At 61.4% G+C, this 25,005-nt stretch carries 26 protein-coding genes; 19 read left to right on the top strand and 7 right to left on the bottom strand.

Annotated elements, in window-relative coordinates; translation table 11 throughout:
- Positions 1 to 7: 7 nt before the first annotated feature.
- Positions 8 to 259: a hypothetical protein gene (locus ACMGF7_RS03270; protein ID WP_004928468.1), complete on the top strand. Its 252-nt coding sequence runs from the start codon at positions 8 to 10 to the stop codon at positions 257 to 259.
- Here ACMGF7_RS03270 and ACMGF7_RS03265 read toward each other — a convergent pair.
- The 3 genes from ACMGF7_RS03265 to ACMGF7_RS03255 form a co-directional block, all read right to left on the bottom strand.
- Complete coding sequence (locus tag ACMGF7_RS03265) at positions 250 to 798, bottom strand: GNAT family N-acetyltransferase (protein ID WP_420286352.1); 549 nt, start codon at positions 796 to 798, stop codon at positions 250 to 252. The two genes, ACMGF7_RS03270 and ACMGF7_RS03265, sit on opposite strands and share 10 nt — an antisense overlap.
- Positions 799 to 893: 95 nt before the next feature.
- Positions 894 to 1,634, bottom strand: a complete 741-nt coding sequence (locus ACMGF7_RS03260; RefSeq protein WP_049242839.1) for a DUF2076 domain-containing protein — start codon at positions 1,632 to 1,634, stop codon at positions 894 to 896.
- Positions 1,635 to 1,741: 107 nt separating this feature from the next.
- Positions 1,742 to 2,545: a helix-turn-helix transcriptional regulator gene (locus ACMGF7_RS03255; RefSeq protein ID WP_033641179.1), complete on the bottom strand. Its 804-nt coding sequence runs from the start codon at positions 2,543 to 2,545 to the stop codon at positions 1,742 to 1,744.
- A gap of 117 nt (positions 2,546 to 2,662) precedes the next feature.
- On the opposite strand from ACMGF7_RS03255, the gene ACMGF7_RS03250 reads away from it, so the two are divergent.
- Positions 2,663 to 3,433 carry a class I SAM-dependent methyltransferase gene (locus ACMGF7_RS03250; protein WP_197763867.1) on the top strand — a complete coding sequence of 257 codons (771 nt, stop codon included), beginning with the start codon at positions 2,663 to 2,665 and terminating at the stop codon, positions 3,431 to 3,433.
- A 57-nt stretch (positions 3,434 to 3,490) separates the two neighbouring features.
- On the opposite strand, the gene aqpZ is transcribed toward ACMGF7_RS03250, so the two are convergent.
- A complete protein-coding gene (gene aqpZ / locus ACMGF7_RS03245; RefSeq protein ID WP_004940529.1) occupies positions 3,491 to 4,186 on the bottom strand; it encodes an aquaporin Z in 696 nt (231 codons plus the stop codon).
- A gap of 426 nt (positions 4,187 to 4,612) precedes the next feature.
- On the opposite strand from aqpZ, the gene ACMGF7_RS03240 reads away from it, so the two are divergent.
- On the top strand, positions 4,613 to 5,974 hold the full coding sequence (locus ACMGF7_RS03240) for an esterase-like activity of phytase family protein (protein ID WP_015376802.1): 1,362 nt from the start codon (positions 4,613 to 4,615) through the stop codon (positions 5,972 to 5,974).
- Between the two features lie 198 nt (positions 5,975 to 6,172).
- Here the strand turns inward: ACMGF7_RS03240 and ACMGF7_RS03235 are convergent, their stop codons facing one another.
- Positions 6,173 to 7,348 (bottom strand): low temperature requirement protein A, encoded by a 1,176-nt coding sequence (locus ACMGF7_RS03235; protein WP_033634036.1) that lies wholly within the window; start codon positions 7,346 to 7,348, stop codon positions 6,173 to 6,175.
- 309 nt (positions 7,349 to 7,657) lie between these two features.
- Between ACMGF7_RS03235 and ACMGF7_RS03230 the strand changes: the two genes are divergently transcribed.
- Both ACMGF7_RS03230 and ACMGF7_RS03225 read left to right on the top strand, forming a co-directional pair.
- On the top strand, positions 7,658 to 7,942 hold the full coding sequence (locus ACMGF7_RS03230; RefSeq protein WP_004940519.1) for a YdgH/BhsA/McbA-like domain containing protein: 285 nt from the start codon (positions 7,658 to 7,660) through the stop codon (positions 7,940 to 7,942).
- A gap of 241 nt (positions 7,943 to 8,183) precedes the next feature.
- Complete coding sequence (locus ACMGF7_RS03225) at positions 8,184 to 8,741, top strand: class I SAM-dependent methyltransferase (RefSeq protein WP_015376804.1); 558 nt, start codon at positions 8,184 to 8,186, stop codon at positions 8,739 to 8,741.
- On the opposite strand, the gene ACMGF7_RS03220 is transcribed toward ACMGF7_RS03225, so the two are convergent.
- Positions 8,742 to 9,203 (bottom strand): GNAT family N-acetyltransferase, encoded by a 462-nt coding sequence (locus tag ACMGF7_RS03220; protein ID WP_021504707.1) that lies wholly within the window; start codon positions 9,201 to 9,203, stop codon positions 8,742 to 8,744.
- A gap of 219 nt (positions 9,204 to 9,422) precedes the next feature.
- Here ACMGF7_RS03220 and ACMGF7_RS03215 point away from each other — a divergent pair, with 219 nt between their 5' ends.
- The 4 genes from ACMGF7_RS03215 (at position 9,423) to aroL (ending at position 13,859) form a co-directional block, all read left to right on the top strand.
- Positions 9,423 to 10,538 (top strand): ABC transporter substrate-binding protein, encoded by a 1,116-nt coding sequence (locus ACMGF7_RS03215; protein WP_049242838.1) that lies wholly within the window; start codon positions 9,423 to 9,425, stop codon positions 10,536 to 10,538.
- Positions 10,531 to 12,654, top strand: coding sequence for a TonB-dependent siderophore receptor (locus tag ACMGF7_RS03210; RefSeq protein WP_049242836.1), 2,124 nt, complete (start codon positions 10,531 to 10,533; stop codon positions 12,652 to 12,654). Before ACMGF7_RS03215 ends, ACMGF7_RS03210 begins: the two co-directional genes overlap by 8 nt.
- 53 nt (positions 12,655 to 12,707) lie before the next feature.
- Positions 12,708 to 13,226 carry a GNAT family N-acetyltransferase gene (locus ACMGF7_RS03205; protein WP_004940503.1) on the top strand — a complete coding sequence of 173 codons (519 nt, stop codon included), beginning with the start codon at positions 12,708 to 12,710 and terminating at the stop codon, positions 13,224 to 13,226.
- Between the two features lie 108 nt (positions 13,227 to 13,334).
- Positions 13,335 to 13,859: a shikimate kinase AroL gene (aroL, locus tag ACMGF7_RS03200; RefSeq protein ID WP_004940499.1), complete on the top strand. Its 525-nt coding sequence runs from the start codon at positions 13,335 to 13,337 to the stop codon at positions 13,857 to 13,859.
- A gap of 36 nt (positions 13,860 to 13,895) precedes the next feature.
- On the opposite strand, the gene ACMGF7_RS03195 is transcribed toward aroL, so the two are convergent.
- The gene (locus tag ACMGF7_RS03195; RefSeq protein ID WP_197763870.1) at positions 13,896 to 14,636 is read right to left on the bottom strand and encodes a helix-turn-helix domain-containing protein; all 741 of its coding nucleotides are present in this window, start codon (positions 14,634 to 14,636) and stop codon (positions 13,896 to 13,898) included.
- A 98-nt stretch (positions 14,637 to 14,734) separates the two neighbouring features.
- Here ACMGF7_RS03195 and ACMGF7_RS03190 point away from each other — a divergent pair, with 98 nt between their 5' ends.
- The 10 genes from ACMGF7_RS03190 to ppnP all read left to right on the top strand — a co-directional run bounded on the left by ACMGF7_RS03190 (position 14,735) and on the right by ppnP (position 24,972).
- Entirely contained in the window at positions 14,735 to 15,139 is a 405-nt protein-coding gene (locus ACMGF7_RS03190; RefSeq protein WP_164095454.1) for a nuclear transport factor 2 family protein, read from the top strand.
- A gap of 47 nt (positions 15,140 to 15,186) precedes the next feature.
- On the top strand, positions 15,187 to 15,387 hold the full coding sequence (locus ACMGF7_RS03185; RefSeq protein WP_004940491.1) for a YaiA family protein: 201 nt from the start codon (positions 15,187 to 15,189) through the stop codon (positions 15,385 to 15,387).
- A gap of 144 nt (positions 15,388 to 15,531) precedes the next feature.
- Positions 15,532 to 16,032, top strand: a complete 501-nt coding sequence (locus ACMGF7_RS03180; protein WP_019454234.1) for an RNA polymerase sigma factor — start codon at positions 15,532 to 15,534, stop codon at positions 16,030 to 16,032.
- A gap of 76 nt (positions 16,033 to 16,108) precedes the next feature.
- Entirely contained in the window at positions 16,109 to 17,062 is a 954-nt protein-coding gene (locus tag ACMGF7_RS03175; protein WP_197763872.1) for a FecR family protein, read from the top strand.
- 156 nt (positions 17,063 to 17,218) lie between these two features.
- Complete coding sequence (locus ACMGF7_RS03170; protein WP_049242832.1) at positions 17,219 to 19,906, top strand: TonB-dependent receptor; 2,688 nt, start codon at positions 17,219 to 17,221, stop codon at positions 19,904 to 19,906.
- Positions 19,907 to 19,984: 78 nt separating this feature from the next.
- Positions 19,985 to 20,551 carry a heme acquisition protein HasA gene (locus ACMGF7_RS03165; RefSeq protein ID WP_004940479.1) on the top strand — a complete coding sequence of 189 codons (567 nt, stop codon included), beginning with the start codon at positions 19,985 to 19,987 and terminating at the stop codon, positions 20,549 to 20,551.
- A gap of 72 nt (positions 20,552 to 20,623) precedes the next feature.
- Positions 20,624 to 22,408 (top strand): type I secretion system permease/ATPase, encoded by a 1,785-nt coding sequence (locus ACMGF7_RS03160; RefSeq protein WP_197800101.1) that lies wholly within the window; start codon positions 20,624 to 20,626, stop codon positions 22,406 to 22,408.
- The gene (locus ACMGF7_RS03155) at positions 22,405 to 23,736 is read left to right on the top strand and encodes an HlyD family type I secretion periplasmic adaptor subunit (RefSeq protein WP_019454230.1); all 1,332 of its coding nucleotides are present in this window, start codon (positions 22,405 to 22,407) and stop codon (positions 23,734 to 23,736) included. Before ACMGF7_RS03160 ends, ACMGF7_RS03155 begins: the two co-directional genes overlap by 4 nt.
- Before the next feature lie 2 nt (positions 23,737 to 23,738).
- Positions 23,739 to 24,530: an energy transducer TonB gene (locus ACMGF7_RS03150; RefSeq protein WP_049242830.1), complete on the top strand. Its 792-nt coding sequence runs from the start codon at positions 23,739 to 23,741 to the stop codon at positions 24,528 to 24,530.
- 151 nt (positions 24,531 to 24,681) lie between these two features.
- Positions 24,682 to 24,972: a pyrimidine/purine nucleoside phosphorylase gene (gene ppnP / locus ACMGF7_RS03145; RefSeq protein ID WP_004940463.1), complete on the top strand. Its 291-nt coding sequence runs from the start codon at positions 24,682 to 24,684 to the stop codon at positions 24,970 to 24,972.
- Positions 24,973 to 25,005: the final 33 nt, after the last annotated feature.

Raw genomic sequence — 25,005 nt, 5'->3', positions numbered from 1 at the left:
AGCGCGTATGGGAATCAGTGAAGAAGAGCGCATTCGCCGTTTGACCCAGGAGAAAAACGACATGGGCAATACGGCGAAATGGGTGGCGATCGTTTCCGCCGTGTACTTTGCCTTGATGGTGTTTTACGGCCACCCGACCGGCGTGTTGGCGATGTCGGGCGCGGTGTTCATAGTGTCGACCACCACCTGGCTGAAAAAGCGTAAGAAGGTCAAATCTTATCGCATGGCATTGGCCAGAATCAGCGACGATCAGCCCTGATAGTCGCCGCGCTTTAGTGTATACACCAGGCTCGGCGCTGCGCCGGGCACGTCATCCAGCGTATCCACCCGCCGCATGCCGATCTTTTCCAGCACTCGCCACGACGCCTGATTCTCCGCGCGCACAATGGCGGAAATTTCCTCCATCGCCAATCCGACAAAACCATATTGCAGCGAAGCCCGCGCCATCTCGGTGGCCAACCCCATGCCCCAGACGCGAGTATCGAATCGATAGCCGAGGTTCACGGTGCGCTGTGCGCCGAGCGGTTTCCAGGACAATCCGCCAAAGCCGATGATCCAATCCGGCCGTTCGCGCAGGGCGATCGCCCAGGAACCGTAACCGTGTTGTTGCCACCCGGAAATTCTCTCTTGCAGCGCCGAGATAGCCTGCGCTTTGCTGGTGAGCGGGCCGGCGGGATTGAAACGCTGGGTTTGCGGATCGCCGAAGATGGCGTAGAAGCGTTCGAGATCCGCCATCACCGGCGGGCGCATCTGCAGACGTTCGCTGAAAAAAGGGTCTGAAGGAGTAAGGCTCATCATCGTTTCTCCCGGCTGGATAAATGAACAGTGTTCACTGTAGACCAGATTGGTGAAACGGGGAATCCCCCTCTGCGGGTGAGAGGGGGCGAAGGGAATTACAGGAAGGAGTCGTCGTCGTCGCTGTAATCGTCGTCGGCGTAATCCGTGTCGTCCTGATAGCTGGCGTTCTGGAAGCCGTTGTCCTGGTTCAGGAAGCTGCCACCATCGCCGTTGTTGAAGGTATCAAGGTTGTTGGAGGCGTCGAAATTGCGCATTGCGCTGTCGTCCAGCGGCGCCGGGGTTTCCTCGATAATATTTACGATTTCCTGTGGCTGCGAATGGCGGAACATGCCGGTCAGCATGTCGGCCAACACCACGCCGCCGGCGACGCCCGCCGCCGTTTGCAAGGCGCCTCCCAGGAAGCCGCCGGCGCGTGAGGGCGCCGCCTGCTGCGGTGGGGCATAGGCAGGCTGCTGCTGCGCGTAGCCCCCCTGCTGCGCGTTGTTCCAGGCCGCCGTATTTTGCTGCTGCGCCTGATACTGTTCACGCGGGCTTGGCGTGCGGCTGCCGCCGCCGAACAGACCGGCCAGGAAGCCGCCGCTGCTCTGCTGGCCGTTGGCGGTTTGCTGCAGCTGCGCCACCTGGGCCTCCAGCTCTTTGACCCGCTGATCCATCTGCTTGAGCGCCGCTTCCTGAATGATCATCGCCTGCGCCATGTAATAAGGGGCGGAAGGCTGCTCGCGAATATGCTGGTTGATTTGCTGCTCTGCCTGGAGATCCCGTGGGCCCGTCTTGGTCTCGGCTTCTTTCAGGCGGCCAAACAGACCATCGATAAGGCGTTGTTCTTCGGATTGCATAGGAGTACCTCAGGAGATAAATAACGGTGCTGGATGATAATTATCATCGGTATCAATCACCCTAGCGCGTTTACATGAACCTATAAATAAATGGCGGGTAAACTTGCCTATGAATTTGTTACCAATTGCGGCAGCGGGATCAGCATCACCAGCTTCAGACCGGCGTGCTCTGCCGGGTGGAAGGTCAGTTGGCGATAGCGCAGTGCGCCTTGCCGAGAATGCTCGAACGCGCGTTCGCCGCCTTCGCGCGCCATGACGTCATGTTGCTTCCACCAGTGATTAAAGTCTGCGCTGTTGTGCGTCATGTTGCGCACGAAGGCGCGCATCTCTTCGGTATTTTGATGATGGCTGGTCTCGGCGCGAAACTCGGCCACCACGCGGCGCGCGCGCTCTTCCCAATCGCTGACCAGCGTTTTCGCCAACGGGTGGAAGAACATGAAGTGCAGCAGGTTGGGGCTGTTGGCCACATCCAGCCAGCCGCTGAACAGCGCCGCCGCCTGCGGGTTCCAGGCGACGACATTCCAGGTCACGTCCAGCAGGTAGCAGGGCACCGTCATCTGGTGCACGCTTTGCAGCACCGCGTCGTTGGCGGTTTCGCGGTGTGTTTCCTGCTCGGGGTCGGCGACGCGCGCCAGGGTAAACAGGTAATGGCGTTCGGCCGGGCCGAGCCGCAGCGCCTTGGCGATGCGTGCCAGCGTATAGGGGGAAATGGATACCTCGCGGCCCTGTTCGATCCAGGTATACCAGGTGGCGCTGATGCCGCTGATTTGCGCCAGCTCTTCGCGCCGCAGGCCGCTGGTGCGACGGCGCGAGGAGCTGGGCAGGCCGAGCATTTCCGGCGTGATGCGTTCGCGGTGCGCCCGCAGGAACGCGCCGAGGGCCTTTGGCCCGGATAAGGCTTCTGATGACATAGCGTGGTACCTATTTATACCAGGATAACTGCTCATATTGTACCCGTATAGTAGCCTGATTATAGTAGCCGAAAGCCTTCAGGCACAGGCGCAAGCCGGATAATAACGGGAGCAAACATGAGCATCAGCAACAGCCATAAAAACGCGGTAGACCGGCAGTTCGGCGAGCAGGCCAACGCCTACTTAACCAGCGCGGTACACGCGCAGGGCAAGGATTTGCAACGCCTTGCACAGTTACTGGAACCGCACGCCGGCGCGCGCCTGCTCGATCTGGGCTGCGGCGCCGGGCATGCCAGCTTCACGGCGGCTGCCAGGGTAGCGCAGGTGGTGGCCTACGATCTGTCGGCGCAAATGTTGGCGGTGGTGAAGCAGGCGGCGGCGGAAAAAGGCCTGAATAACATTCAGCAGCAGCAGGGCGTGGCGGAGTCTTTACCGTTTGAAGACGCCAGCTTCGATCTGGTCATCAGCCGCTATTCGGCGCACCACTGGCACGACGTCGGCCAGGCGCTGCGCGAGGTCAGGCGGGTACTCAAACCGGGCGGCAGCGCGATCTTTATGGACGTGGTCTCGCCGGGGTATCCGCTGCTGGATATCTACCTGCAAACCGTGGAAGTGCTGCGCGACACCTCGCACGTGCGCAACTATGCGCCGGGCGAGTGGCTGACGTTACTGACCGAGGCCGGGCTGATGGTACGCGAAGTGACGGCGGATCGATTGATGCTGGAGTTCGGCAGTTGGGTGGCGCGTATGCGCACGCCGGCGCATTTCGTCACCGCGATCCGCGCGCTGCAGCAAAGCGTGTCGGAAGAGGTGGCGGCGCATTTCGCCATTCAGCCGGACGGCTCCTTTACCAGCGACATCATGATGTTTGAAGTGACGAAGGGCTGAAAGCAACGGGGCAGCCGATGAAGGCTGCCCCGTGAAACGCGATTGACTGCGATACGCTTATTTTTTGTCTTCCAGCAGGCAGCGGTAGATCAGGCCGCCGATAATGCCGCCGACCAGCGGCACCAGCCAGAAGACCCACAGCTGCTGCAGCGCCCAGGTGCCCTGGAAGATCGCTACGCCGGTGCTGCGCGCCGGGTTGACGGAGGTATTGGTCACCGGGATGCTGATCAGGTGGATCAGCGTCAGCGTCAGGCCGATCGCCAGCGGGGCAAAGCCTGCCGGCGCGCGCTTGTCGGTCACGCCGTGAATAACGATCAGGAAGAAGGCGGTCAGTACCAGCTCAATCACGATCGCGGCTTGCAGAGAATAACCGCCCGGTGAGTGTTCGCCGTAACCGTTGGAGGCGAAGCCGCCTGCGGTGGCGTCGAAACCGGCTTTGCCGCTGGCGATCAAATACAGCACCGCCGCTGCGGCGATACCGCCGATGACCTGAGCGATAACGTAAGGAATAACGTCTTTCGCCGCGAAACGGCCGCCGGCGAATAAGCCGACGGTGACGGCCGGGTTAAAATGCCCGCCGGAAATATGGCCGACGGCATAGGCCATCGTCACCACGGTCAGACCGAAAGCGAGCGCGACGCCGAGGAAACCAATACCCAGCTGTGGGAATGCCGCTGCCAATACTGCGCTACCACAACCACCAAACACCAACCAAAATGTGCCAAAAAATTCAGCAAAAAGTCGCTTTGACATAGATTCCATCCTGCGGAATAGACTAACGGGCGTTAGCACTAAAAACTATAGAACAGCTTTTTGAGTTCATGCAGATATTCTATAGAATTTTCTTAATGCACCTTGAATAACGGCGGTATTAAATCCCCGGTATTTTATTTTGTCTATGAGAAAAACACCGTTTTTCCACGTGCCGACGCGCGTTTGCCGATTTTTTTATCTTTGCTATAAGAATTTACCCTAAGCAAAATGGCGGGCTATTTTCGGGTGGTTTTTTCCAGCGGTTTTATCCATTCAATACGCTCAGGTTAATTGCTAATTTCTATTTGCCAGCCAACCTTATTGCTTGTTTTACATTTGACGAAGCGCCTGTTGTCATCTAAGTGTCATGCTAAATTAATATCTTCTTCTGCCTGATAACGCTTCATTCAACCTCGGGTAAAAAACATGAGAATAAAATCGCTCTCCCTGCTGTTGGCTTCGCTGTTTCCGGTATTCACCTACGCTGCAGATATTGAGGTGGCGCGTTATGTGGTCGGCTTCCCCGGCGGGGAACGCGTCGCCTATCAGGGGGCGTTTGCCAAGCATTTCCCGCAGGGGTTGCCGGTGGGGATCGGCTCAGGGCTGTCGTTCAATCGCAAGCAGGGCGACGATCTGGTGCTGACGACGCTGACCGATCGCGGCCCGAATGCTGATGCTCCTGCGGTGGGCAAGCAAGAAGCCAAGATTTTCGCCAATCCGCAATTCACGCCTCTGTTGATGGACATTCGTATCGGCGGCGGCAAGGCCGTGGCCGAGAATGCGCGGCCCTTGCATGACGAAAAAGGGCCGATTAGCGGGCTGCCGCTGCCGAGCGAGCTGATTGGTTCCACGAACGAAGTGGCGTTGAACGACGCGCTGCAACCGCTGTCCGGTGATCGCCGTGGGTTGGATACCGAAGGTATCATCGGTGACGGCAACGGCGGATATTGGCTGTGTGACGAGTATGGCCCGTTTCTGATCCATGTCGACGACAAAGGCAAAATTCTCGCCAAATATGGCCCAACGCCGCAGGCCGGCGAGCAGGCGGTGGCGAGCGGTTTGCCGAACATCCTGAAGTGGCGCCAGCCTAACCGCGGTTTTGAGGGGCTGACCCGGATGCCGGATGGACGCATTCTGGCGGCGGTGCAGAGCACGCTGGATGTTGATGGTAAAAGCAAAAACAAGGCGCAGTTTACCCGGCTGGTGAGCTTCGATCCGCGCAGTGGCAAAACTGCGATGTATGGCTATCCCATCGATATCGACCGCTATAAAAAAGCCAAAGACGCCAAGATTGGCGATATCGTGGCGTTGGACAACCAGCGCATCCTGTTGATTGAACAGGGAACCGATAAAGATAAGACGATGATCAACAAGATCTATCTGGTGGATCTCGCGCAGGCCAGCGATCTGAGTACGTTTGACGGCCAGGGTAAAGCGCTGGAGTTCGACGATGCGCAAGAGCTGGCTAAACGCGGCGTGAAGCTGGCGCAGAAACGGGAAGTGGCGGATCTGCGCCAGTTGGGCTGGCGCCAGGAGAAAGCGGAAGGGTTGGCGCTGATCGACGATCGCACGCTGGCGGTGATCAATGACAACGATTTCGGCTTGCAGGCGAAGCTGGTGGATGCGTCGCCAAAGAGCAAAAAAATCGGTGACTACCAGCTGGAGAAAGGAGGGCGGTTGAGCCTCGACGGCGACAAGACCGATGCCCGTATCGAATTGCGCCCTCTGGAGCAGCCGGAGTCGCTGAGTGAGCTCTGGGTGCTCACCTTGCCGCAACCCTTGAAGTGATCGAGAAGGGGCGACAGCGCCCCCGTCAGACCGTTGAAAAAGGAGGAAAAAACGTGGTTTTTCCTCCTTTGTGGCCATCAGCCGAAAATCAATAAATTGATTTTCCTTGTTTTTTTATCCGCTGCTCTCTGCAAACCCGGCAATGGCATGAGGTTTGTCATCAATCTCACAGCGGGGGCGGTGACGCCCCCGTTTGCTTCAGGTCTCCGCGTGCCGCTGCGGCGCTCTGCCGCGCGAGATGCTCTCCCACACCGCCACCACCACCATGATCAGCGTCGTCAGGCCATTGACCATCAGCAGATCGGTTAAATAGGCGGCGGGGGCCAATACCGCCAGCGCCAGCAGCCCAACCAGGTGCGACAGCGGGAAGCGGCGATACACCAACCGTTTATACAGCGCGTTGGCGAACAGGTAAATCGCCGGGCCGAGCAGCAGCACCGCCGCCGTGGCGTGTTGGATGCGGCCGTCAGGATGGGCGATCACCAGCTCGTTGGCCACGGCGCAGACGATGATGGCACCCACCAGCGCGACGTGCACGTAGTGGAAATAAGCGCCCAGCTGGCCGGGGTTTTCCGCCTGGCTGATGGCGTGGCTGCCGGCTTTGCTGCTGGTGTCGAAGTAAACCCACCACATCGCCAGGCTGCCGAGAAAGGCCACCAGCGAAGCGATGAGCACCGGCAGGCTCCAGCTTTCCATTTCGCTCAGGGTGGCGCCGGTGATCAGAATGGTTTCCCCCAGCGCCACGATCACGAACAGCTGGCAGCGCTCCGCCAGATGGTGGCCTTCGATGGTCCATTCGCTGCTGCTGTCCGAGCGCCCCAGCACCGGCAGGCGAAAACCGAACATCGGCGAGACGTATTCGCACAAGACGGCGATCGCCCACAGCGCCAGGCGAGTATGGCCTTCCGCCAGCCCGCCGGCGATCCAGAAGACGGCGGAGATGCACAGCCAGCCGAGGATGCGGCGAAAGTTTTGTTTCAATGGGTGGCCAGGCGCCAGCAGGCGCAATACCGTGGCGGAGCGGCCGACCTGAATAGCGACATAAAACAGCGCGAAGATCAGGCCGCGCTCGCCAAACGCCTGCGGCAGCGCGGCGGCGGCGAACAGCCCCAGCAGCATGATCGCGAACAGCAGCAGGCGGATCTGGCGGGTATCCGGATTGAACCAGTTGGTGACCCAGGCGGTGTATTGCCAGGCCAGCCAGACGGCAAACCACAGCAGCAGGGTTTCCAGCGCGCCGGTCAGCGTCAGGTGATGCAACAGATAGTGGGAAAGTTGGGTCACGGCGAAAACGTAGATCAGATCGAACAGCAGCTCGGAAAATGAGACCGAAGCGCCCTGACCGTCACGCACGCGCAGCAGGTTTTGCGACATAAGCGTTCTTCCTTAAAAGGGTAAGCCACAAAATCAGCGTAGCTCAGCGCGCTCCGGCGGGTAAAAAATCTTAAATAGACGCGGCGCGCATGCTTTATCTCGCACCGTCTTTAATTGTTCATCAAATAGGGGTAAGGTGAGGTCTATAAAGTCATTCCCGCCTGAAAATACACACCCGCTCTTACTTCCTCCTTATTCTCCTCACAATGATTGATGTTCTTTACGTTGCATGACGTCCGTTTTCATTGGCTAGCGGATAATTAACATCACTGACCACGAGCTAATAAACAAGAACACCTGGAGTCAATCATGAAACTCATCCCAAGCATCGCAGCCGTATTGATCGCCGCCGCTTCTTTCTCCACTTTCGCCGCGCCGCTGTCGTCGGTGAAACAGGTCAACAGCGAGCAGGCCGCCAATCTGCAAAGCATCGGCGTCGTGTCGGTTTCCGGCATTAGCGGCTCACCGCATGATGCCATCACCGCCCTTAAAGAAAAAGCCGCGGCGGACGGCGCCAGCCATTATCGCATTATCGGTCTGGACACCCCCGGGGATTCCAGCAACTGGCGCGGCAATGCGGAAATTTATCGCTAAGCATTGGTTTTTTTACGCTCTGGCCGCGGCAACGCGGCCAATAAAATAAACGGTCGCAATAATTATCTGAATAGTCGGTGTATAAACGATTTATTCTCAGGTCATTATTACGGCCGTTTTTCTTTGCGTGCCGTTGATGAGGTTGCATTTTATTACAACTGTGTCTGCCGCTTTCGGAATCATGTTAATGATTACTTAAGAAATTCGGCTCACATTGAGGGCTTAACCCAAGGAGGCCTCAATGTTAAATGCGACCCGGCTGCAACTGATGAATCACTTCGCTTACCTGCAGCAATTTATGGCTTCACCGCGCACCGTCGGTACGCTGGCGCCTTCTTCCCCGTGGCTGTGTCAGGCGATGCTGAATCAGGTTGAATGGACCCGGGCGCTGTCGATCGCGGAACTGGGCGCGGCCGACGGGGTGTTGACCAAACGTATTCTGGGGCGGATGCGCGCCGATGCGGCGCTGGAGGCCTTCGAGATCCAACCCCATTTCGTGCATCGCCTGCGCGGGATAGACGATCGGCGGCTGAAGGTGATGGGCCACTCTGCGACCCGGATGGCCACGGATTACGACGTGGTGTTTTCCTGCCTGCCGCTGCTGTCGATCCCGGTCAGGATCAGCGTGCGCATTCTTCAGCAGGCCCGGCAGCGGCTGCTGGCGCGCAACGGCACGCTGGTGTTGTTCCAATACAGCCACCTGTCGGAAAAATTGCTGTCGCGCTATTTTCACTGGAAGCGCCTGCGGGTGGTGCGCAACTTCCCGCCGGCGCTGGTGTATGTCTGTACGCCGCGTTAGCTACAGTTTTTTCTCCATCACCACCACCTCTTCGTCATGCTGCCGCCGGCGCTCCAGAGGTTGCCAACCCCAGCCGGCGTACAGCGCTTCCGACTTGTCGGTAATGAGATGCAGAACCGAGTGATGGCGTTGCCGCGCCGCCTCGACGATGGCCATTTCAAGACGGTGGGCGATGCCCTTGCGGCGGTGATCGGGATGCACGAAGACGCCGGCCAGCCACGGAGTGAGATCCTGACGCTGGTGATCGTCGCTGGGCCACAGGCTGGCCATGCCGACCGGACGATCGCCGTCGATCATCATCAGCGTCAGGTGATCGTCGCTTGGCCGGCTGCATTGGGCGAAACGCAGCTGGGTGCGCGCCAGCGAACCGCCGCGCTGTGACCCCCATTGGCCGAAAGCCCAGGCGGCGCACACATCGGCAAACTGCGGGCACTCCGACAGCGGAATGATGCGTTGAGTCATGGAGGTCTCCCGGTTTTTTTGCTGTTTCCCCCTCCTATTTAACCGATTTTTCCGCCATTTTTTTAACTTTTTAAAGCCGCTATTTTAGCGGTTTCACGGTGTTTCACCGCATGCCCGGCACCGTTTCCCGGATTTCTTTTGGCAATTGCGGCGTGGGATTGCAAGTGCTAATGAGAGTGATTATCATGCGCACACTATTTCCCCCGTTTCGGCTCAATCATGCGCAATTCCCTCATTTTACTGCTGCTTTCCCTGTGGTTCGGCATGTTCTCCGCCCAGGCGAAGACGGTAACCGACATCACCGGCCGCCAGGTCGCGGTGCCGGACAACCCGCAGCGCATCGTGGTGGGGGAGAGCCGCATGCTGTATACGCTGGCGCTGCTGGAGCCGGGCAACCCGGCGCAGCGCATCGTCGGCTGGCCGGCGGATCTGGCGCGCTTTGATGCGCAAAGCTGGCAGCTGTATGCGCAGAAGTTTCCACAGATAGCCCAGATCCCCGTCATCAGCGGCAATAACTTTCGCCAGGTCAACATCGAAAGCCTGCTGCAGCTGAAGCCGGATCTGGTGATCCTGGCGCGCTACGCGCGTGAAGACGGCGACAACGATTTGCTGGTTTCCGCACTGAGCAAGGCCGGCGTGGCGGTGATCTACGTCGATCTGCGCATCGATCTGCTGAACAACACCGTGTCGAGCGTGCGGCTGCTGGGCGAAGTGCTCAATCGCCAGCAACGCGCCGAGCAGTTCATCGCGTTTTATCAGCAGCATATGACGGTGATCCGGCAACGGCTGGCGGGCTATCAGGGGCCGAAGCCCAAGGTGATGCTGCACCTGCATCTGGGGCGGCGCGACACCTGTTGCACCACCGCCGCGCACGGCAACCTCGGCGATCTGCTGACCTTCGCCGGCGGCGACAACATCGCCAACGCCAGCGTCAAAGGGGTGTATGGCGAGCTGAACCCGGAAACCATTCTGAGCGCCAATCCCGACGTGTACCTCGCCACCGGCATGGCTGGGCCGCAGGGCAAACGGCTGTCCGATCTGCGCCTCGGGCCGCAGGTCAGCCCACAGGAGGCCGCCGACAGCTTCCGCCAACTGATCGCCAAACAGCCGATGCTGGCCAGCCTGCAGGCGGTGAAAAACCACCGCGCCTGGAGCGTCTGGCACAACTTTTACCTCAGCCCGTACCATGTCGTGTTGGTCGAGATGTTCGCCAAAGCGTTTTACCCGGATCTGTTCGCCGACATCAACCCGCAGCAGACCTTCCAACAGCTGTATCAGCAGTTTTTGCCGTTACCTTTTTCAGGGACCTATTGGAGTCAGTTAGATAATGAATAACAACAAGCGCGGCTGGTGGTGCGCATTGCCTTTGGCTGCCTGCGCGACATCGCCGGCGTGGGCGGCGGAAAAAGCCGCGCCGCAGGAAGAGAGCCTGGTGGTGGTCGGCCGCAAAGACGCCGACGGCGTGCAGAGCTATCAGCCGTTGACCAGCGTTACCGGTACCCGCAGCGAAACCAACCTGCTGAACGTGCCGCAGGCGATCGACGTGGTGCCGCAACAGGTGATTACCGATCAGGCGGTCAGCAGCCTGGACGAAGCGCTGTACAACGTCAGCGGCATAACCCAGGCCAACACGCTGGGGGGCACCCAGGACGCGGTAATGAAACGCGGCTTCGGCGACAACCGCGACGGCTCCATTCTGCGCGACGGCGTGCGCTCGGTGCAGGCGCGCAACTTTACGCCGACCACCGAGCGGGTGGAGGTGCTCAAGGGGCCGGCCTCGATGCTGTACGGCATGGGCGAGCCGGGCGGGATGATCAACATGATCACCAAAAAGCCCCAGCTGCAGCAGCATACCCACGTGGAGGGCTGGGGCAGCAGTTTCAACGGCGGCGGTGGCCAGCTCGACGTTACCGGGCCGCTCGGCACGTCGGGGTTTGCCTATCGGATGATCGTCGATCACGATGAAACCGATTACTGGCGCAACTTTGGCCGCAATCGCCAGACGGTGATCGCGCCCTCGCTGATGTGGTACGGCGAGAACACCACCGTGCGGTTGGCCTATGAACATATGGAATATCTGGTGCCGTTCGATCGCGGCACCATTATCGATTCGCGCACCGGCAAACCGGTGAATACGCCGCGCGATCGCCGTTTCGACGAGGCTTATAACGCCACCCGCGGCGATCAGGACAGCGTCACCCTGCAGATCGATCAAACGCTCAATGAGCGCTGGAAAAGCTCGCTGACCTACGCCTACAGCCGCAACAGCTACAGCGACAACCAGGCGCGCGCCACGGCGCTGGACCCGGAGAGCGGCGCATTGAGCCGCCAGGCCGACTCGACCGCCCATGCCGTCAGCCACGCCAACGCGGTGCAGCTGACGTTCAATGGTGACGTGGACTGGGGCAGCATCAACCACCAGATGCTGTTCGGCTTTGATTTTGAAGATAACCGTACCTACCGCGGCGACATGATCCGCGGTAAAAAGAACAGCGATTTCAATATTTATCATCCGGTATACGGCCTGATGCCGCCGTCGACGGCGGTCAGCGCCAAAGACAGCGACCAGCGGGAAAATCTCACCAGCTACGGCTGGTTTATGCAGGATTCCATCCAGCTAACCGATAAATGGCTGGTGATGGGCGGGCTGCGCTACGACGCTTTCGACGTCTATGCCGGCAAGGGGCGGCCGTTCCAGACCAATACCGACAGCTCGGACGGCAAGCTGGTGCCGCGCGCCGGGGTGGTCTACAAGCTGACGCCTTACGTGTCGCTGTACAGCAGCTATACCGAGTCGTTCAAGCCGAACTCTTCCATCGCCACTCAGATTGATTCGCTGCCGCCGGAGCAGGGCAAGTCGTGGGAAGTCGGCGGCAAGCTGGCGCTGCCGAACGGTGTTACCGGCACGTTGGCGCTGTTCGACATCACCAAGCGCAACGTGATGGTCAGTGAGCTGGTGGCGGGCGAAACCGTGACGCGCACCGCCGGACGCGTGCGTTCGCAGGGCGTGGAGCTGGACGTGGCCGGTAATCTCACCGACTCGCTGAGCCTGATCGGTTCCTATGCGTATACCGACGCACGGGTGGTGGACGATCCGGACAACAAGGGCAAAGAGATGACCAACGTGGCGCGCCACACCGCCTCGCTGTTCCTGACCCAGAACCTGGGCAGCCCGGGTCTCTACAGCGGCGATGAGGTGCGCATTGGCGCCGGTGCGCGCTACGTAGGGCGCCGCCCGGGTGACGCTGCCAACAGTTTCTACCTGGATAACTACACAGTTGCCGATGCGTTCGCCGCTTACACCATGCCGATCAACGGCTATCGGGTGAAATGGCAGCTGAACGTGAAGAACCTGTTCGATAAAACCTACTACCCGTCCAGCGGCGGCAATTTGCGCGTGGCGGTGGGGGAACCGCGTGAGGTGGTGCTGCGCGGCAGTGTCGATTTCTAAGCCACGGGCGGTGAAATTTGCTTAAATAACCGCCCCAACGTTAAGGAGAACCCATGAGCCTGCAGATTCGTTTGGCGCAGCAGCGGGATATCGCGCATCTGATGGCGGTTGAACGCTCGGCGGCGCAGTTGTTTCGCCAACAGCCGGAATGGCGCTTTATTGCCGAAGGCGAGGTGATGGCCCCGCAGCAGCATGCCGCGTTTATCGCCGAGCGCCGTGAATGGCTGGCGGAAAGCGACAACGGCGAGTGCGCCGGTTTCATCGCCGTGCTGGCTCAGGGGGAAGATTGGCACATTGCCGAATTGTCGGTCGCCGGCACCTGGCAGCGGCAGGGCGTCGGCCGCCGCCTGATCGGCGCGGTGGCGGAAGAAGCCAAACGGCAGGGGGCCGGCCGCCTGACGCTCACCACCTTCATTGAGGTGCCGTGGAATGCGCCTTACTACCGGCGGCTGGGATTCCGGCCTCTTGAGGGCGCGCAGCTCACGGCCGCCTTGCGGCGGCATCTGGATGAGGATCTGGCGCACGGCTTTGCCGTCGGCAGTCGCTGTGCCATGGAATTTACACTATCGTAAATATTGAAATACAGAGCGGGCAGGGTATGATGCTGCCACCACGCCATCGCACCCGCTCGGCATTTTGGTATGCAATGCACTCAGTCACCGCATAAGGGACAACCCGTAATGACACAAACCCTGTTCATGATAGGCGCTCGCGGAGCCGGCAAGACCACGGTAGGCCGCGCATTGGCGCTGGCGTTGGGCTATCAATTCGTCGATACCGATCTGTTTATGCAGCAGGCGGCGCAGATGAGCGTGGCGGAAATGGTCGAGCGCGAGGGTTGGCTGGGGTTCCGCCGCCGTGAGACCGTCGCGTTGCAAACCGTGACTAAGCCGTCAACTATAGTTGCCACCGGCGGCGGCGCGATCCTGGCGGAAGAGAATCGTCAGTTTATGCGCCAGCATGGCACCGTTATCTACCTGCGCGCGCCGGCCAGCGTGTTGGCGCAGCGGTTGGAAGAGTACCCGGAAGATGCGCAGCGCCCGACGCTCACCGGCAGGCCGATCGCCGAAGAGATGCGCGAGGTGCTGGCCGCGCGGGAAGCGCTGTATCAGGATGCCGCACATTACGTGATGGACGGCGCCGCCGATCCGCAGCGGGTGGTGGAACAAATCCTCGCGGTGCTGCCGCGTGAGACGGTGAAATAACCTTTTCTTCTCTTCGGGCGCTGTGCGCCCGTTTTTCTATTCCGTTTGCCGAGCGGCCGCAAAGTATGCCCCGGGCGTGACGCCGAAGCGGCGGCGAAAGGCGGCGATGTAGGCGCTGACGTTATCATAGCCGCAGGCGTCGGCCACCTCGCCAACCGCTTCGCCGCGTGATAACCCCTCCAGTGAACGCAATACCCGCGCCTGCTGGCGCCACAGCGCGAAGCCGATGCCGGTTTCCTGCTGAAAGCGGCGGCTCAGGGTGCGCGGGCTGAGCCCGGCCCAGACGGCCCAGTCGCGCTGGCTGCGCAGGCTGGCGGGATCGTTCAGCAGCGCGCGGGCGATGTTCAGCAACCGGGCGTCCTGCGGCAGCGGCAGTTGCAAAGGGGCGCCGCTCGCCGCGTGCATTTCGTCCAGCAGCACCTGCAGCAGCCGCCGTTGCGGCGCACTCAGCGGGCCGGCAGGGAACTGCGCGATGCGTTCCACCAGCGCTTGCAACAGCGCAGAGGCCGTGAACAGCTGCGGCTGCGGCGGCATCTCCGGCGCGCTTTCCACTGGCAGATACAGACTCCAGCCCGCCACATCGCCGCAGGCCAGCGCCTGATGGGCGCACCCCGGCGGCAGCCAGCCCAGCGTGCCGCCGGTGATCGCCCATTGCCGGCCGGGCAGTTCCAGCGCCAGCATGCCGCGCGTCAAGAGATAGATCTGGCCGCCTTGGTGCTGATGCCAGGGCGTCAGGTGCTTTTTTTCATGCTGAAGACGTTGGCTGCGGATCTGCATCGTATTGGCCGTTTAACGTTATTGAAAGTCCTGATGCGGTTATTATGCCATCACCCGACCGAGATAGGATCGCCATTCACCCTATTCGGAGAAACGTGATGACTCAACTTACCCCATTGAATCTGGTGCTCGATACGCTGCGGCAGATCGTCGCCAACCCGGAGCATCGGCCGGCCCTGCTCGCCGCCCGCTTCAGCGCGGACTACCGCCAGCAGGTGGATGGCAAGGTGCTGCACTTCGAGCAGTTTGAGCAGCATATGGCGCTGCTGAAGCGGCAAACCCGCCGCATGACGCTGAGCGTGATCGCGGCGGCGGAGCAGGGCGAGGCGGTGCTGACCCACCATCTGGTCGAGGTGGAAAAGCGCGACGGCACCTGCAGCCGCGTGCGGGTGCTGGCGCACTTCACCGTGCGTGAAGGCCGCATTTGCGCCTGCGAAGAACTGACCGAGCTGTTGGCGGGCGCTCCCGGCGATCGCGATCTTGGCTCGCGCGTGTCGGAATGAGGGCGGCTGCTATACTTGCTACTGTGTGAAACACACGGGAGAACGGCATGCGCGAAAATGATCAACCTGCTTATCCACGGAGTGCCCGCGTCGTAGAGGTGTTTCGAGGCGACCCGAACCTGCATCTGCGCCGCTTTGAGGTGCGCACCGACGATATTGAGCCGAATACGTTGCTCAGTGAACATGAAACCGAGCAGGAAGCGCTCGACGCCAAGCATCGCTATGAAGACGAGGCGTTAGAGCTCTGACCTGCAGCCCAGCGGAAACCGGCGTCAGGCCGGTTTCCTGTTTATCCCCGCCTTAGCACATATTTCCCAGAACAATATTGATAATGATAATCATTTATGTGATTTTTATCGCCCCTATTGGGTGTTTCACTTCTGGGAAAAGAGATGTCCAATTCCGAGTTGCAGGCGCTGTTTCTGCGCCATATGCGGCCGCTGCAAGCCTACTTGAACGCCAAACTGCGCGACCCTCAGCTGGCCGCGGATTTGGCGCAGGAAAGTTTTACCCGCCTCACCGAGCAATACCCGCAGGGCAATATTCTCGATATCGAGGCTTACCTGTATAAAACCGCCAAGAATCTGATGCTTGACCATCTTCGGCAACAGCAGCGGCGACAGACTGATGCGGTAGAGGATGACATTCTGGCGCAGTATCCCTCCGGCGAACCGGCGCTCGAGCAGCTGGCGATTGACAGCCAAATGCTGCAGCTGTTGCAACAGGCGCTGGCGGGCATGCCGCCGCGCACGCAGCAGATTTTCCGGCTCAACCGGCTCGACGGGCTGACCCAGGCGCAGGTGGCGGCTCAGCTGAGCGTATCGCTCAGTACGGTGGAGAAGCATCTGGCCAGCGCGCTGGAGCGGCTGATGACGTTGATGGACGATCAATAATGACAATTTTTTTACGGGTTTATGCGCCTTCAGACGTCTTAACCTATAACCAGAAAAAACAGGGGTCTATGCCATCATGAATCCGCTAACCGCGCAGTCGCGGCAACAGGCGGCCGCCTGGGCCGTGCGCCTGGCCGAAGGGGCGCTGGCCGCCGACCAGCGGCGAGCGTTGGAGGCCTGGCTGGCCGATGATCCGCAGCATCCGGCGGCGCTGCATCAGGCTCGCTTGCTGTGGGCGACGCTGGGGCAACTGCCGCCAGAACAGCGACAGGCGCTGCAGCCGCAGGTAGCGGCGCTGAAAACGCCATTTCGCCGTAGAGGAGCCCGCTGGGCGATGGCGGCGGCGGTGGCGATCGCCGTTTCCTTCGGCGTTTATCGCGGGCCGGATATATGGATCGGCATGCAGGCGGATTATCAAACCGTTCGCGGCGAGGTGCGCGAAGTCACGTTGCCGGACGGCAGCCGGGTGGCGCTGGACAGCGGCAGCGCGATCGCGCTGGCCTATTCCGCCAACGAACGCAAGGTGCGGCTGCTGAGCGGCGCCGCCTATTTTATCGTCGCACCGGTGAACGGGCCGGAAAAGCGCCCGTTCAGGGTAGAGGCGGAAAACGGCGTCACCCAGGCGCTGGGCACCGAGTTCAGCGTGGCGCGCACCGGGCAGGGCGTCGACGTCAGCGTGCATCAGCACAGCGTGCGGGTGACGCTCGAGCGCGGCGAGCGCTCGCTGGTGGTCGCGCAACGCCAGGCGGCGCATTACCGCAGCGGCCTGCTGTGGCTGACGCGGCAAACGGCCGGCGATGATGCCTGGCGGCGCGGCTGGCTGGTGATCGACCGCCAACCGCTGACGCAGGCGCTCGCGCAGCTCAACCGCTATCGCGAGACGCGCATCGTGGCTGTCACCCCTGCGCTGAGAGCGCGCACGGTCAGCGGCGTGTTCGCGCTCAATAAACTCGACGACGGTGTCAGCGCCATTCGTCAGGAACTCGCCGCCCGCCAACTGAATCTCCCCGGCATCACGCTGCTTTACTGAGCGGCGCAGGTGGGCCGGGACGCCCGTTTCGCCGCTATTTTCACTTTCTGTAAAAAATCTTTACGGGTTTTCACCCTCCGGAACGTCCTTATGTTTAAACGAGATTGATTTCCATTATCACTTGGTTTGGCATTCTTTCGGGTGGAACACACACGCATGTTTATTCACAAGGGAACCACGCCGGCCGGCCGCTTGGCCACGGCGGTACGCGCTGCGTTGGCGGCGATGGTGCTGACTCAGCCTGTTGTGGCGATCGCCGCGCAGGCTGAAGCGAGCGGCGCGCAGGCCGCACAGCAAAAGAATTTCAACATTGAAGCGCAGCCTCTGCAGAGCGCCATGCTGCGCTTCGCCGAACAGGCCGGCATGCAGGTGTTTTTCGACGAGGTGAAGCTCGACGGCATGCAGGCGGCGGCGTTGAACGGCAGCATGAGCGTTGAACAGGGCCTGCGGCGCTTGATCGGCGGCAATCCGGTGGCTTTCCGCCTGCAGCCACAGGGGCAGATCGTATTGAGCCGGCTGCCGGCGGCGAACGGCGATGGCGGCGCGCTGGCGCTGGATAGCCTGACGGTGCTGGGGGCCGGCGGCATGAGCGTCAACGACTGGGTTTACGACGAACCGCGCTCGGTCAGCGTCATCAGCCGCGAACAGATGGACAACCGCCCGGCGCGGCACACGGCCGATATTCTGGAACAGACCACGGGCACCTATTCCAGCGTCAGCCAGCAAGATCCGGCGCTGTCGGTCAACATCCGCGGCATACAAGACTATGGCCGGGTGAACATGAATATCGATGGCATGCGGCAGAATTTTCAAAAGAGCGGTCATGGCCAGCGTAACGGCACCATGTATATCGATTCCGAGCTGCTGTCCGGCGTAACCATCGACAAGGGCACCACCGGTGGCATGGGCAGCGCTGGCACGCTTGGCGGCATCGCGACGTTCAATACCGTCAGCGCGAGCGATTTCCTGGCGCCGGGCAAAGAGCTGGGCGGCAAGCTGCACGCCAGCACCGGCGATAACGGCACCCACTTCATCGGCAGCGGCATACTGGCATTGGGCAACGAAACCGGCGATATCCTGCTGGCCGCCAGCGAACGCCACCTCGGCGACTATTGGCCCGGCAATAAGGGCGACATCGGCAACATTCGTATCAATAACGACACCGGCAATTACGATCGCTACGCCGAGAGCATCAAGAACAACAAAATCCCCGACACTGATTACCGCATGCACTCGCGACTGGCCAAGGTGGGCTGGAACCTGCCCGCCAACCAGCGCCTGCAGCTGAGTTATCTGCAGACCCAAACTGCGTCGCCGATCGCCGGCACGCTGACCAACCTGGGCACCCGGCCGCCCTATGAACTGGGCTGGAAGCGCACCGGCTACAGCGACGTGATGGCGCGCAACGCGGCGTTCGACTATAGCCTGGCGCCGGAAGGCGTCGACTGGCTCGATTTTCAGGCCAAGCTGTATTACGTCGATACTCAGGACGACAGCGATACCTACAGCACCAGCACGCTGCTGAACAACGGCTACGCGACGCGCACTCGCCTGCGCACCTATGGCGCACAGGCGCAAAACACCTCGCGTTTCAGCCTGGCACCGGGGCATGACTTCCGCGCCAACTACGGGCTGGAGTTCTATTACGACAAGGCCACCAGCGACTCTTCCCGTCAGGGCATGGAAGGGGTAACACCGGCCGGCAACCGCTCGGTCGGCAGCCTGTTCGCCAACCTGACCTACGACTACGACGGCTGGCTGACGCTGGAAGGCGGGCTGCGTTACGACCGCTATCGCCTGCGCGGCCAGACCGGTCTGAGCTACGCCGACTTCCCTTATACGGCGGAGAATCCCTGCAAACAGCTGCGGCTGCGCAACTGTCTGGCGACCACCACGCAGCAGGAGTGGAACGTCGATCGCGATCAGGGCAAGCTGTCGCCGACGCTGGCGCTGGCGGTGCGTCCCGGCGTGGAGTGGCTGGAGCTGTATACCACCTACGGCAAATCCTGGCGGCCGCCGGCGATCACCGAAACGCTGACCAACGGCAGCGCTCACAGCACCTCTACGCAATATCCCAACCCCTTCCTGCAGGCCGAGCGCTCGCGCGCCTGGGAAGTGGGGTTCAACGTGCAGCAGCCGGATCTGTGGTTTGAGGGCGATCGATTGGCAGCCAAGGTGGCTTATTTCGACACCAAAGTGGATAACTACATCAACCTGGCGATTAACCGCGACAAGCCGGGGCTGGTGCAGCCGAGCATCGGCAACGCCGCCTACGTCAACAATCTGTCGAAAACCCGTTTCCGCGGGCTGGAGTACCAGCTCAACTATGACGCCGGGGTGTTTTACGCCGACCTGACCTACACCCACATGATCGGTAAAAACGAGTTTTGCTCCAGGAACGCCTGGCTGGGCAATCGCCTGCGTTACGGCGCCAACTCCCGGCCGGGCAACTTCTACGCGGAGCAGGATCCGACGGCGAATGACGCCGTGTCCTGCGACGGCGGCTCGCAGTTCGGCACCGCCGCTTACCTGCCGGGCGATCGCGGCTCGGTGACGCTGGGCGGCCGCGCTTTCGATCGCAAGCTGGACGCCGGGGTGACCGTGCGCTTCGCGCCGGGCTATCAGGACAGCTCGGTGCCGTCCAACTACCCGTATCTGGCCGACTGGCCGAAATACACCCTGTTCGATCTGTACGCCAGCTACAAACTGACCGACAGCCTGACGCTGCGCGGCTCGGTGGAGAACCTGACCAACCGCGCCTACGTCGTCAGCTACGGCGAGACGCTGGCCAATACTCTGGGGCGCGGCCGCAGCGTGCAGGGCGGGGTGGAGTACCGTTTTTAAGCAGTAAAAGGGCGTTGCTCATCGTTGAGCACAGAGGTCGCCTCGCAAGGGGCGCCGTTCATCAATGGAGATAGAGAAATGGCATTTTCAGTCAATTATGACAGCAGTTTCGGCAGCTACAGCATCCATAACTATCTGAACGAGTGGGCGTCGTCGTTTGGCGATATCAACCACACCAACGGTAATGTCACCGACTCCAACAGCGGCGGTTTCTACGGCGGCAGCCTGTCCGGCAGCCAATATGCCGTGACCAGCACCGCCAATAACATCACCTCGTTCGTGGCGGGCGGCAACCTGACCTACACCCTGTTCAACGCACCGGCGCACACCCTGTACGGTCAACTGGATTCCCTGTCGTTCGGCGACGGCCTGAACGGCGGCGGCTCTACGCCGTACAACATCCAGGTGCCTGACGTCAGCTTCGGCGGCCTGAATCTCAGCAGCCTGCAGGCGCAGGGCCACGATGGCGTGGTACACCAGGTGGTGTACGGCCTGATGTCCGGCGATACCGGCGCGCTGGAAACCGCGCTGAACGGCATCCTCGACGACTACGGTCTGAGCGTCAACTCCACCTTCGATCAGGTGGCGGCGGCGACGGCGGTGGGCGTGCAGCACGCCGACAGCCCGGAATTGCTGGCGGCCTGATCGCGGCCGTTTGCCCGCCGGCGCCGCGTGCCCCGGCGGGCGTTTTCTCGTTTTTAGCCGATGGAAAACGCCATGAAAAACGCCGTCAGGCGCGGAGAAGTGATGAGCGTGCTGGGCGCATACCGGCGCGGATTTTGGGGCATTGCGCTGTTTACCGCAGTGATCAACCTGCTGATGCTGGCCCCGGCGCTGTACATGCTGCAGGTCTACGATCGCGTGTTGCCGTCGGGCAACCGCATGACGCTGGCGATGCTGACCCTGATGGTGGTCGGCCTTTATCTGTTTATGGGCCTGCTGGAGTGGGTGCGCAGCCAGGTGGTGATCCGCCTTGGCGCCCAGATGGATATGCGCCTCAATCAGCGGGTCTACGACGCCGCCTTCGAAACCAACCTGAAAACCGGCAACCCGCTGGCGGGGCAGGCGCTGAACGATCTGACCAACCTGCGCCAGTTCGCCACCGGCAATGCGCTGTTCGCCTTTTTCGATGCCCCCTGGTTCCCGGTTTATCTGCTGGTGGTTTTTCTGCTCCATCCCTGGCTTGGCGCGTTGGCCAGCGCCGGGGTGATCGTGCTGGTGCTGCTGGCCTGGCTCAACCAGCGGGTGTCGCAGGCGCCGCTGGCGGAGGCCGGCCGCGTCGCGCTGAGCGCCACGCAACAGGCCAACGGCAACCTGCGCAATGCCGAAGCTATCGCCGCCATGGGCATGTTGACCGACTTGCGCCTGCGCTGGCTGCGGCAGCATCAGCAGTTCCTGCTGCTGCAGAACCGCGCCAGCGAGAAAATCGCCGCGGTCACTGCCTGGTCGAAAACCGTGCGGCTGGCGCTGCAGTCGCTGATGTTGGGCTGCGGCGCGCTGCTGGCGGTCAACGGCGACATTACGCCGGGCATGATGATCGCCGGATCGATCCTGATCGGCAGGGTGCTGGGGCCGATCGATCAGCTGATCGGTGCCTGGAAGCAGTGGTCATCGGCGCGCCAGTCCCTGCAGCGGCTGGAGGTGATGCTGGCCGCTAACCCGCCACGAATGCCGAGTCTGCCGCTGCCGGCGCCCGGCGGTACATTGGCCGTGAATCAGCTGACCGCCAGTGCGCCAGGCGGCACGGCGCCGGTGTTGCACGGCGTCAGTTTTCGTCTGGAGGCCGGCGAGGTGCTGGGCGTGATTGGCGCGTCCGGCTCCGGCAAAACCCTCCTAATGCGCCAACTGGTTGGCGCGCTGACGCCGCTCAGCGGCGACGTGCGGCTGGACGGTGCAGACATTCAGCAGTGGGACAAGCAACAACTCGGGCCGCATATCGGTTACTTGCCGCAGGATATCCAGCTGTTCGCCGGCACCCTGACGGACAACATCGCTCGCTTTGGGCAGGTCGACGCCGAGAAGGTGGTGGCCGCGGCGGCGCTGGCCGGCGTGCATCAGCTGATCCTGCATTTACCGAAAGGCTATGAGACCGAGCTGGGTGAAGGCGGCAGCGGCCTGTCCGGCGGCCAACGTCAGCGGGTGGCGCTGGCGCGCGCGCTGTATGGATCTCCGGCGCTGGTGGTGCTGGACGAACCGAACGCCAACCTCGATCGCGAAGGGGAAGGGGCGCTGCAGCAGGCGATCGAAGCGCTGAAGGCGCGTGGCACCACCATCGTGTTGGTGACCCACAAACCGGCGATCCTGGCGGCCACCGACAAATTGCTGGTGCTGAGCGCCGGCCAGGTACAGCACTTCGGCCCCAGCGACGCCATCCTGAAAAAACTGCCTGGTTTTGCGCCCGCCGCTGCCGCTGCATCGGCCAATGCCGGGCGCAGCAACGGCGGCTTCAACGTCAATTACGCCAACTTCGCCAAAACGGCCAGCGGTGAACGAAAAGTATGAGCAATCAGAGTGTGATTCCCGGCGATATCGACACCCTTTCCCGGCAGTTCGACGAAGGTCGCTACCTGCGGCTGGGAGGCTGGCTGGTGGTGCTGGGGTTTGGCGGTTTCCTGCTGTGGGGGCTGTTGGCGCCGCTGGACAAAGGCGTGCCGGTTTCCGGCAGCGTGGTGGTGGCGGGCAATCGCAAGGCGGTGCAGCACCCGAGCGGCGGCGTGGTGTCGCAGATTCAGGTGCATGAGGGCGACCGGGTCAGCGCCGGGCAGGTGCTGTTGTTGATGGATACCGTCGACAGCCGCACCCAGCGCGATGCGCTGCGCAGCCAGCAGTTGAGCAATGCCGCACAGCAGGCGCGGCTGCAAGCCGAGCGCGACGGCCTGCAAGCGATCGCTTTCCCGCCATCGCTGCAAGCGCGGCGAGAAGAGCCGGAAGTGATGTCACTGATGCTGCTGCAACAGCAGCTGTTCACCAGCCGCCGTGCGGCACTGCAGAGCGAGCTGGCGGCGATCGCGGAAAGCATCGCCGGATCGCAGGCGATGTTGGAAGGGGTTCGGCAGTCTTACGCCAGCAAACAGCGGCAAAAGGCCATGCTGCAGGAGCAACTGGGCGGCATGCGCAAGCTGGCGGCGCAAGGGTATGTGGCGCGCAATCGGCTGCTGGATCTAGAGGGGCAGCATGCGCAGATCGATGGCCAGGCGTCCGAGGACAGCGGCAATATCGGCCGTCTGGGGCGCCAGATCCTGGAGCTGAAACTGCGGGCGATCCAGCGGCGGGAGGAGTATCAAAAAGAGGTCAGCAGCCAATTGGCCGAGGTACGGATGAAGCTGGACGAGCTGGATAACCGCCTGGCCAAGGCGGAGGCCGATTTGGGGCATACGCAGGTGAAAGCGCCGGTGGCGGGCACCGTGGTGGGGTTGAGCGTGTTCACCGAAGGCGGCGTGATCGGCGCCGGTCAGCAACTGATGGAGATCGTGCCCAGCGATCGCGGGCTGCAGGTAGAAGCGCGCATCCCGGTCGAGTTGATCGATAAAGTGCAGGTGGGGTTGCCGGTCGAGCTGTTGTTCTCGGCGTTCAACCAAAGCACCACGCCGCGCGTCGAAGGCGAAGTGACGCTGGTCGGGGCCGATCGCCTGACCGACGAGAAAAGCGGCGCGCCTTATTACAGCGTGCGCGCCAAGGTCAGCGAAGAAGGATTGCGACGCTTGAGCGGGTTGGAGATCCGCCCGGGGATGCCGGTCGAAGGCTTCATCCGCACCGGTGAGCGTTCGATGATGAACTATCTGTTCAAACCGCTGACCGATCGCCTCCATTTGGCGCTGACGGAAGAGTGAGCATGTCGGTTTCGCCGCTGCCTTTCGCCGCGCCCGGTGCCACCATGCCCTGGCGCCGTTGTCTGGTGTTGGTGCTGGCGCTGCATCTGCTGGTTGCAGCGCTGTTTTGGCCCTGGCGAGACAAGGCCGAGCCACCGTGGGTACCGCCACCGGCGGTGATGGTGCTGATGGCCGCCGCACCGCAGGCCCCGGCCGAGGCGAAACAACCGCCGGGACAAAGGACGCCGCCGCCTCAGGTTGAACCGCCGGCGCCACCGGAGCCGTTACCGCTAGTGAAAGTGCCCGACGCCGCGCAGCCGAACATCGCCGTGCCGCCGAAACAGAAAAAACCGCCTAAGCCGGTGAAAAAAAACAATCTGCCCCGCACGCCGCCGCAGGAGAGAACCATCGCGCCGCCGAGGGTTCAGGATCACAACGCCGGCGCGCCGCCGCCGGGCCACGCGGATAAAACGGCCGCGCCGCAAACTCGCCTGACGCCCTATGTTCAGGCGGGGGAAGACAACTGGCGCAGCCGCATCAGCGGCCGCCTGAATCGTTTTAAGCGTTATCCTAAAGACGCATTGCGGCTGAAGCGCCAGGGCGTCGGGCAGGTGCGTTTCACGCTGGACAGACAGGGCCACGTGCTGGCGGTGACGCTGGTCAGCAGCGCCGGGCTGCCGTCGCTGGATCGCGAAATCCAGGCGCTGGTCAAACGCGCTTCGCCGCTGCCCACGCCGCCGTCGGACGCCTACGTCAACGGCACGGTGGAATTGACGCTGCCGATCGATTTCAGTTTGCGCGGCGCGGGTTTTTGACGCGGTTGTTTCATGGCGATGGCCTGAGCGTGACGCACGGAAACCTTTGCCTCTGCGCCGCGATCGCATTTCGCGCGAAAAACCAGTGACAGATCAACCGCAATCCCCCAATATGGATTTTCCATCAAGATGATTACGCGGGTGCCAGTCTATGCTGAAAGTGAATGAGTATTTTGCCGGAAAAGTGAAGTCTATCGGTTTTGACAGTAGCAGCATCGGTCTTACCAGCGTGGGTGTGATGGAAGAGGGCGAATACACCTTCTCCACCGCGCAGCCGGAAGAAATGACAGTGATCACCGGGGCGCTGAAAGTGCTGCTGCCGGGAGCGCCGGACTGGCAAGTGTTTACGCCGGGCGAGAAGTTCTTCGTGCCGGGGCACAGCGAGTTCAACCTGCAGGTGGCCGACGCCACCGCCTATCTGTGCCGCTACCTGAGCAAATAAATTTTGTTCGCTAGGGGAACGCAGGGCTCAGCG

The organism is Serratia sp. BNK-17, assembly GCF_048684935.1.
Lineage (GTDB): Bacteria > Pseudomonadota > Gammaproteobacteria > Enterobacterales > Enterobacteriaceae > Serratia > Serratia nematodiphila.
This window is presented reverse-complemented; position numbering and strand designations above follow the sequence as displayed.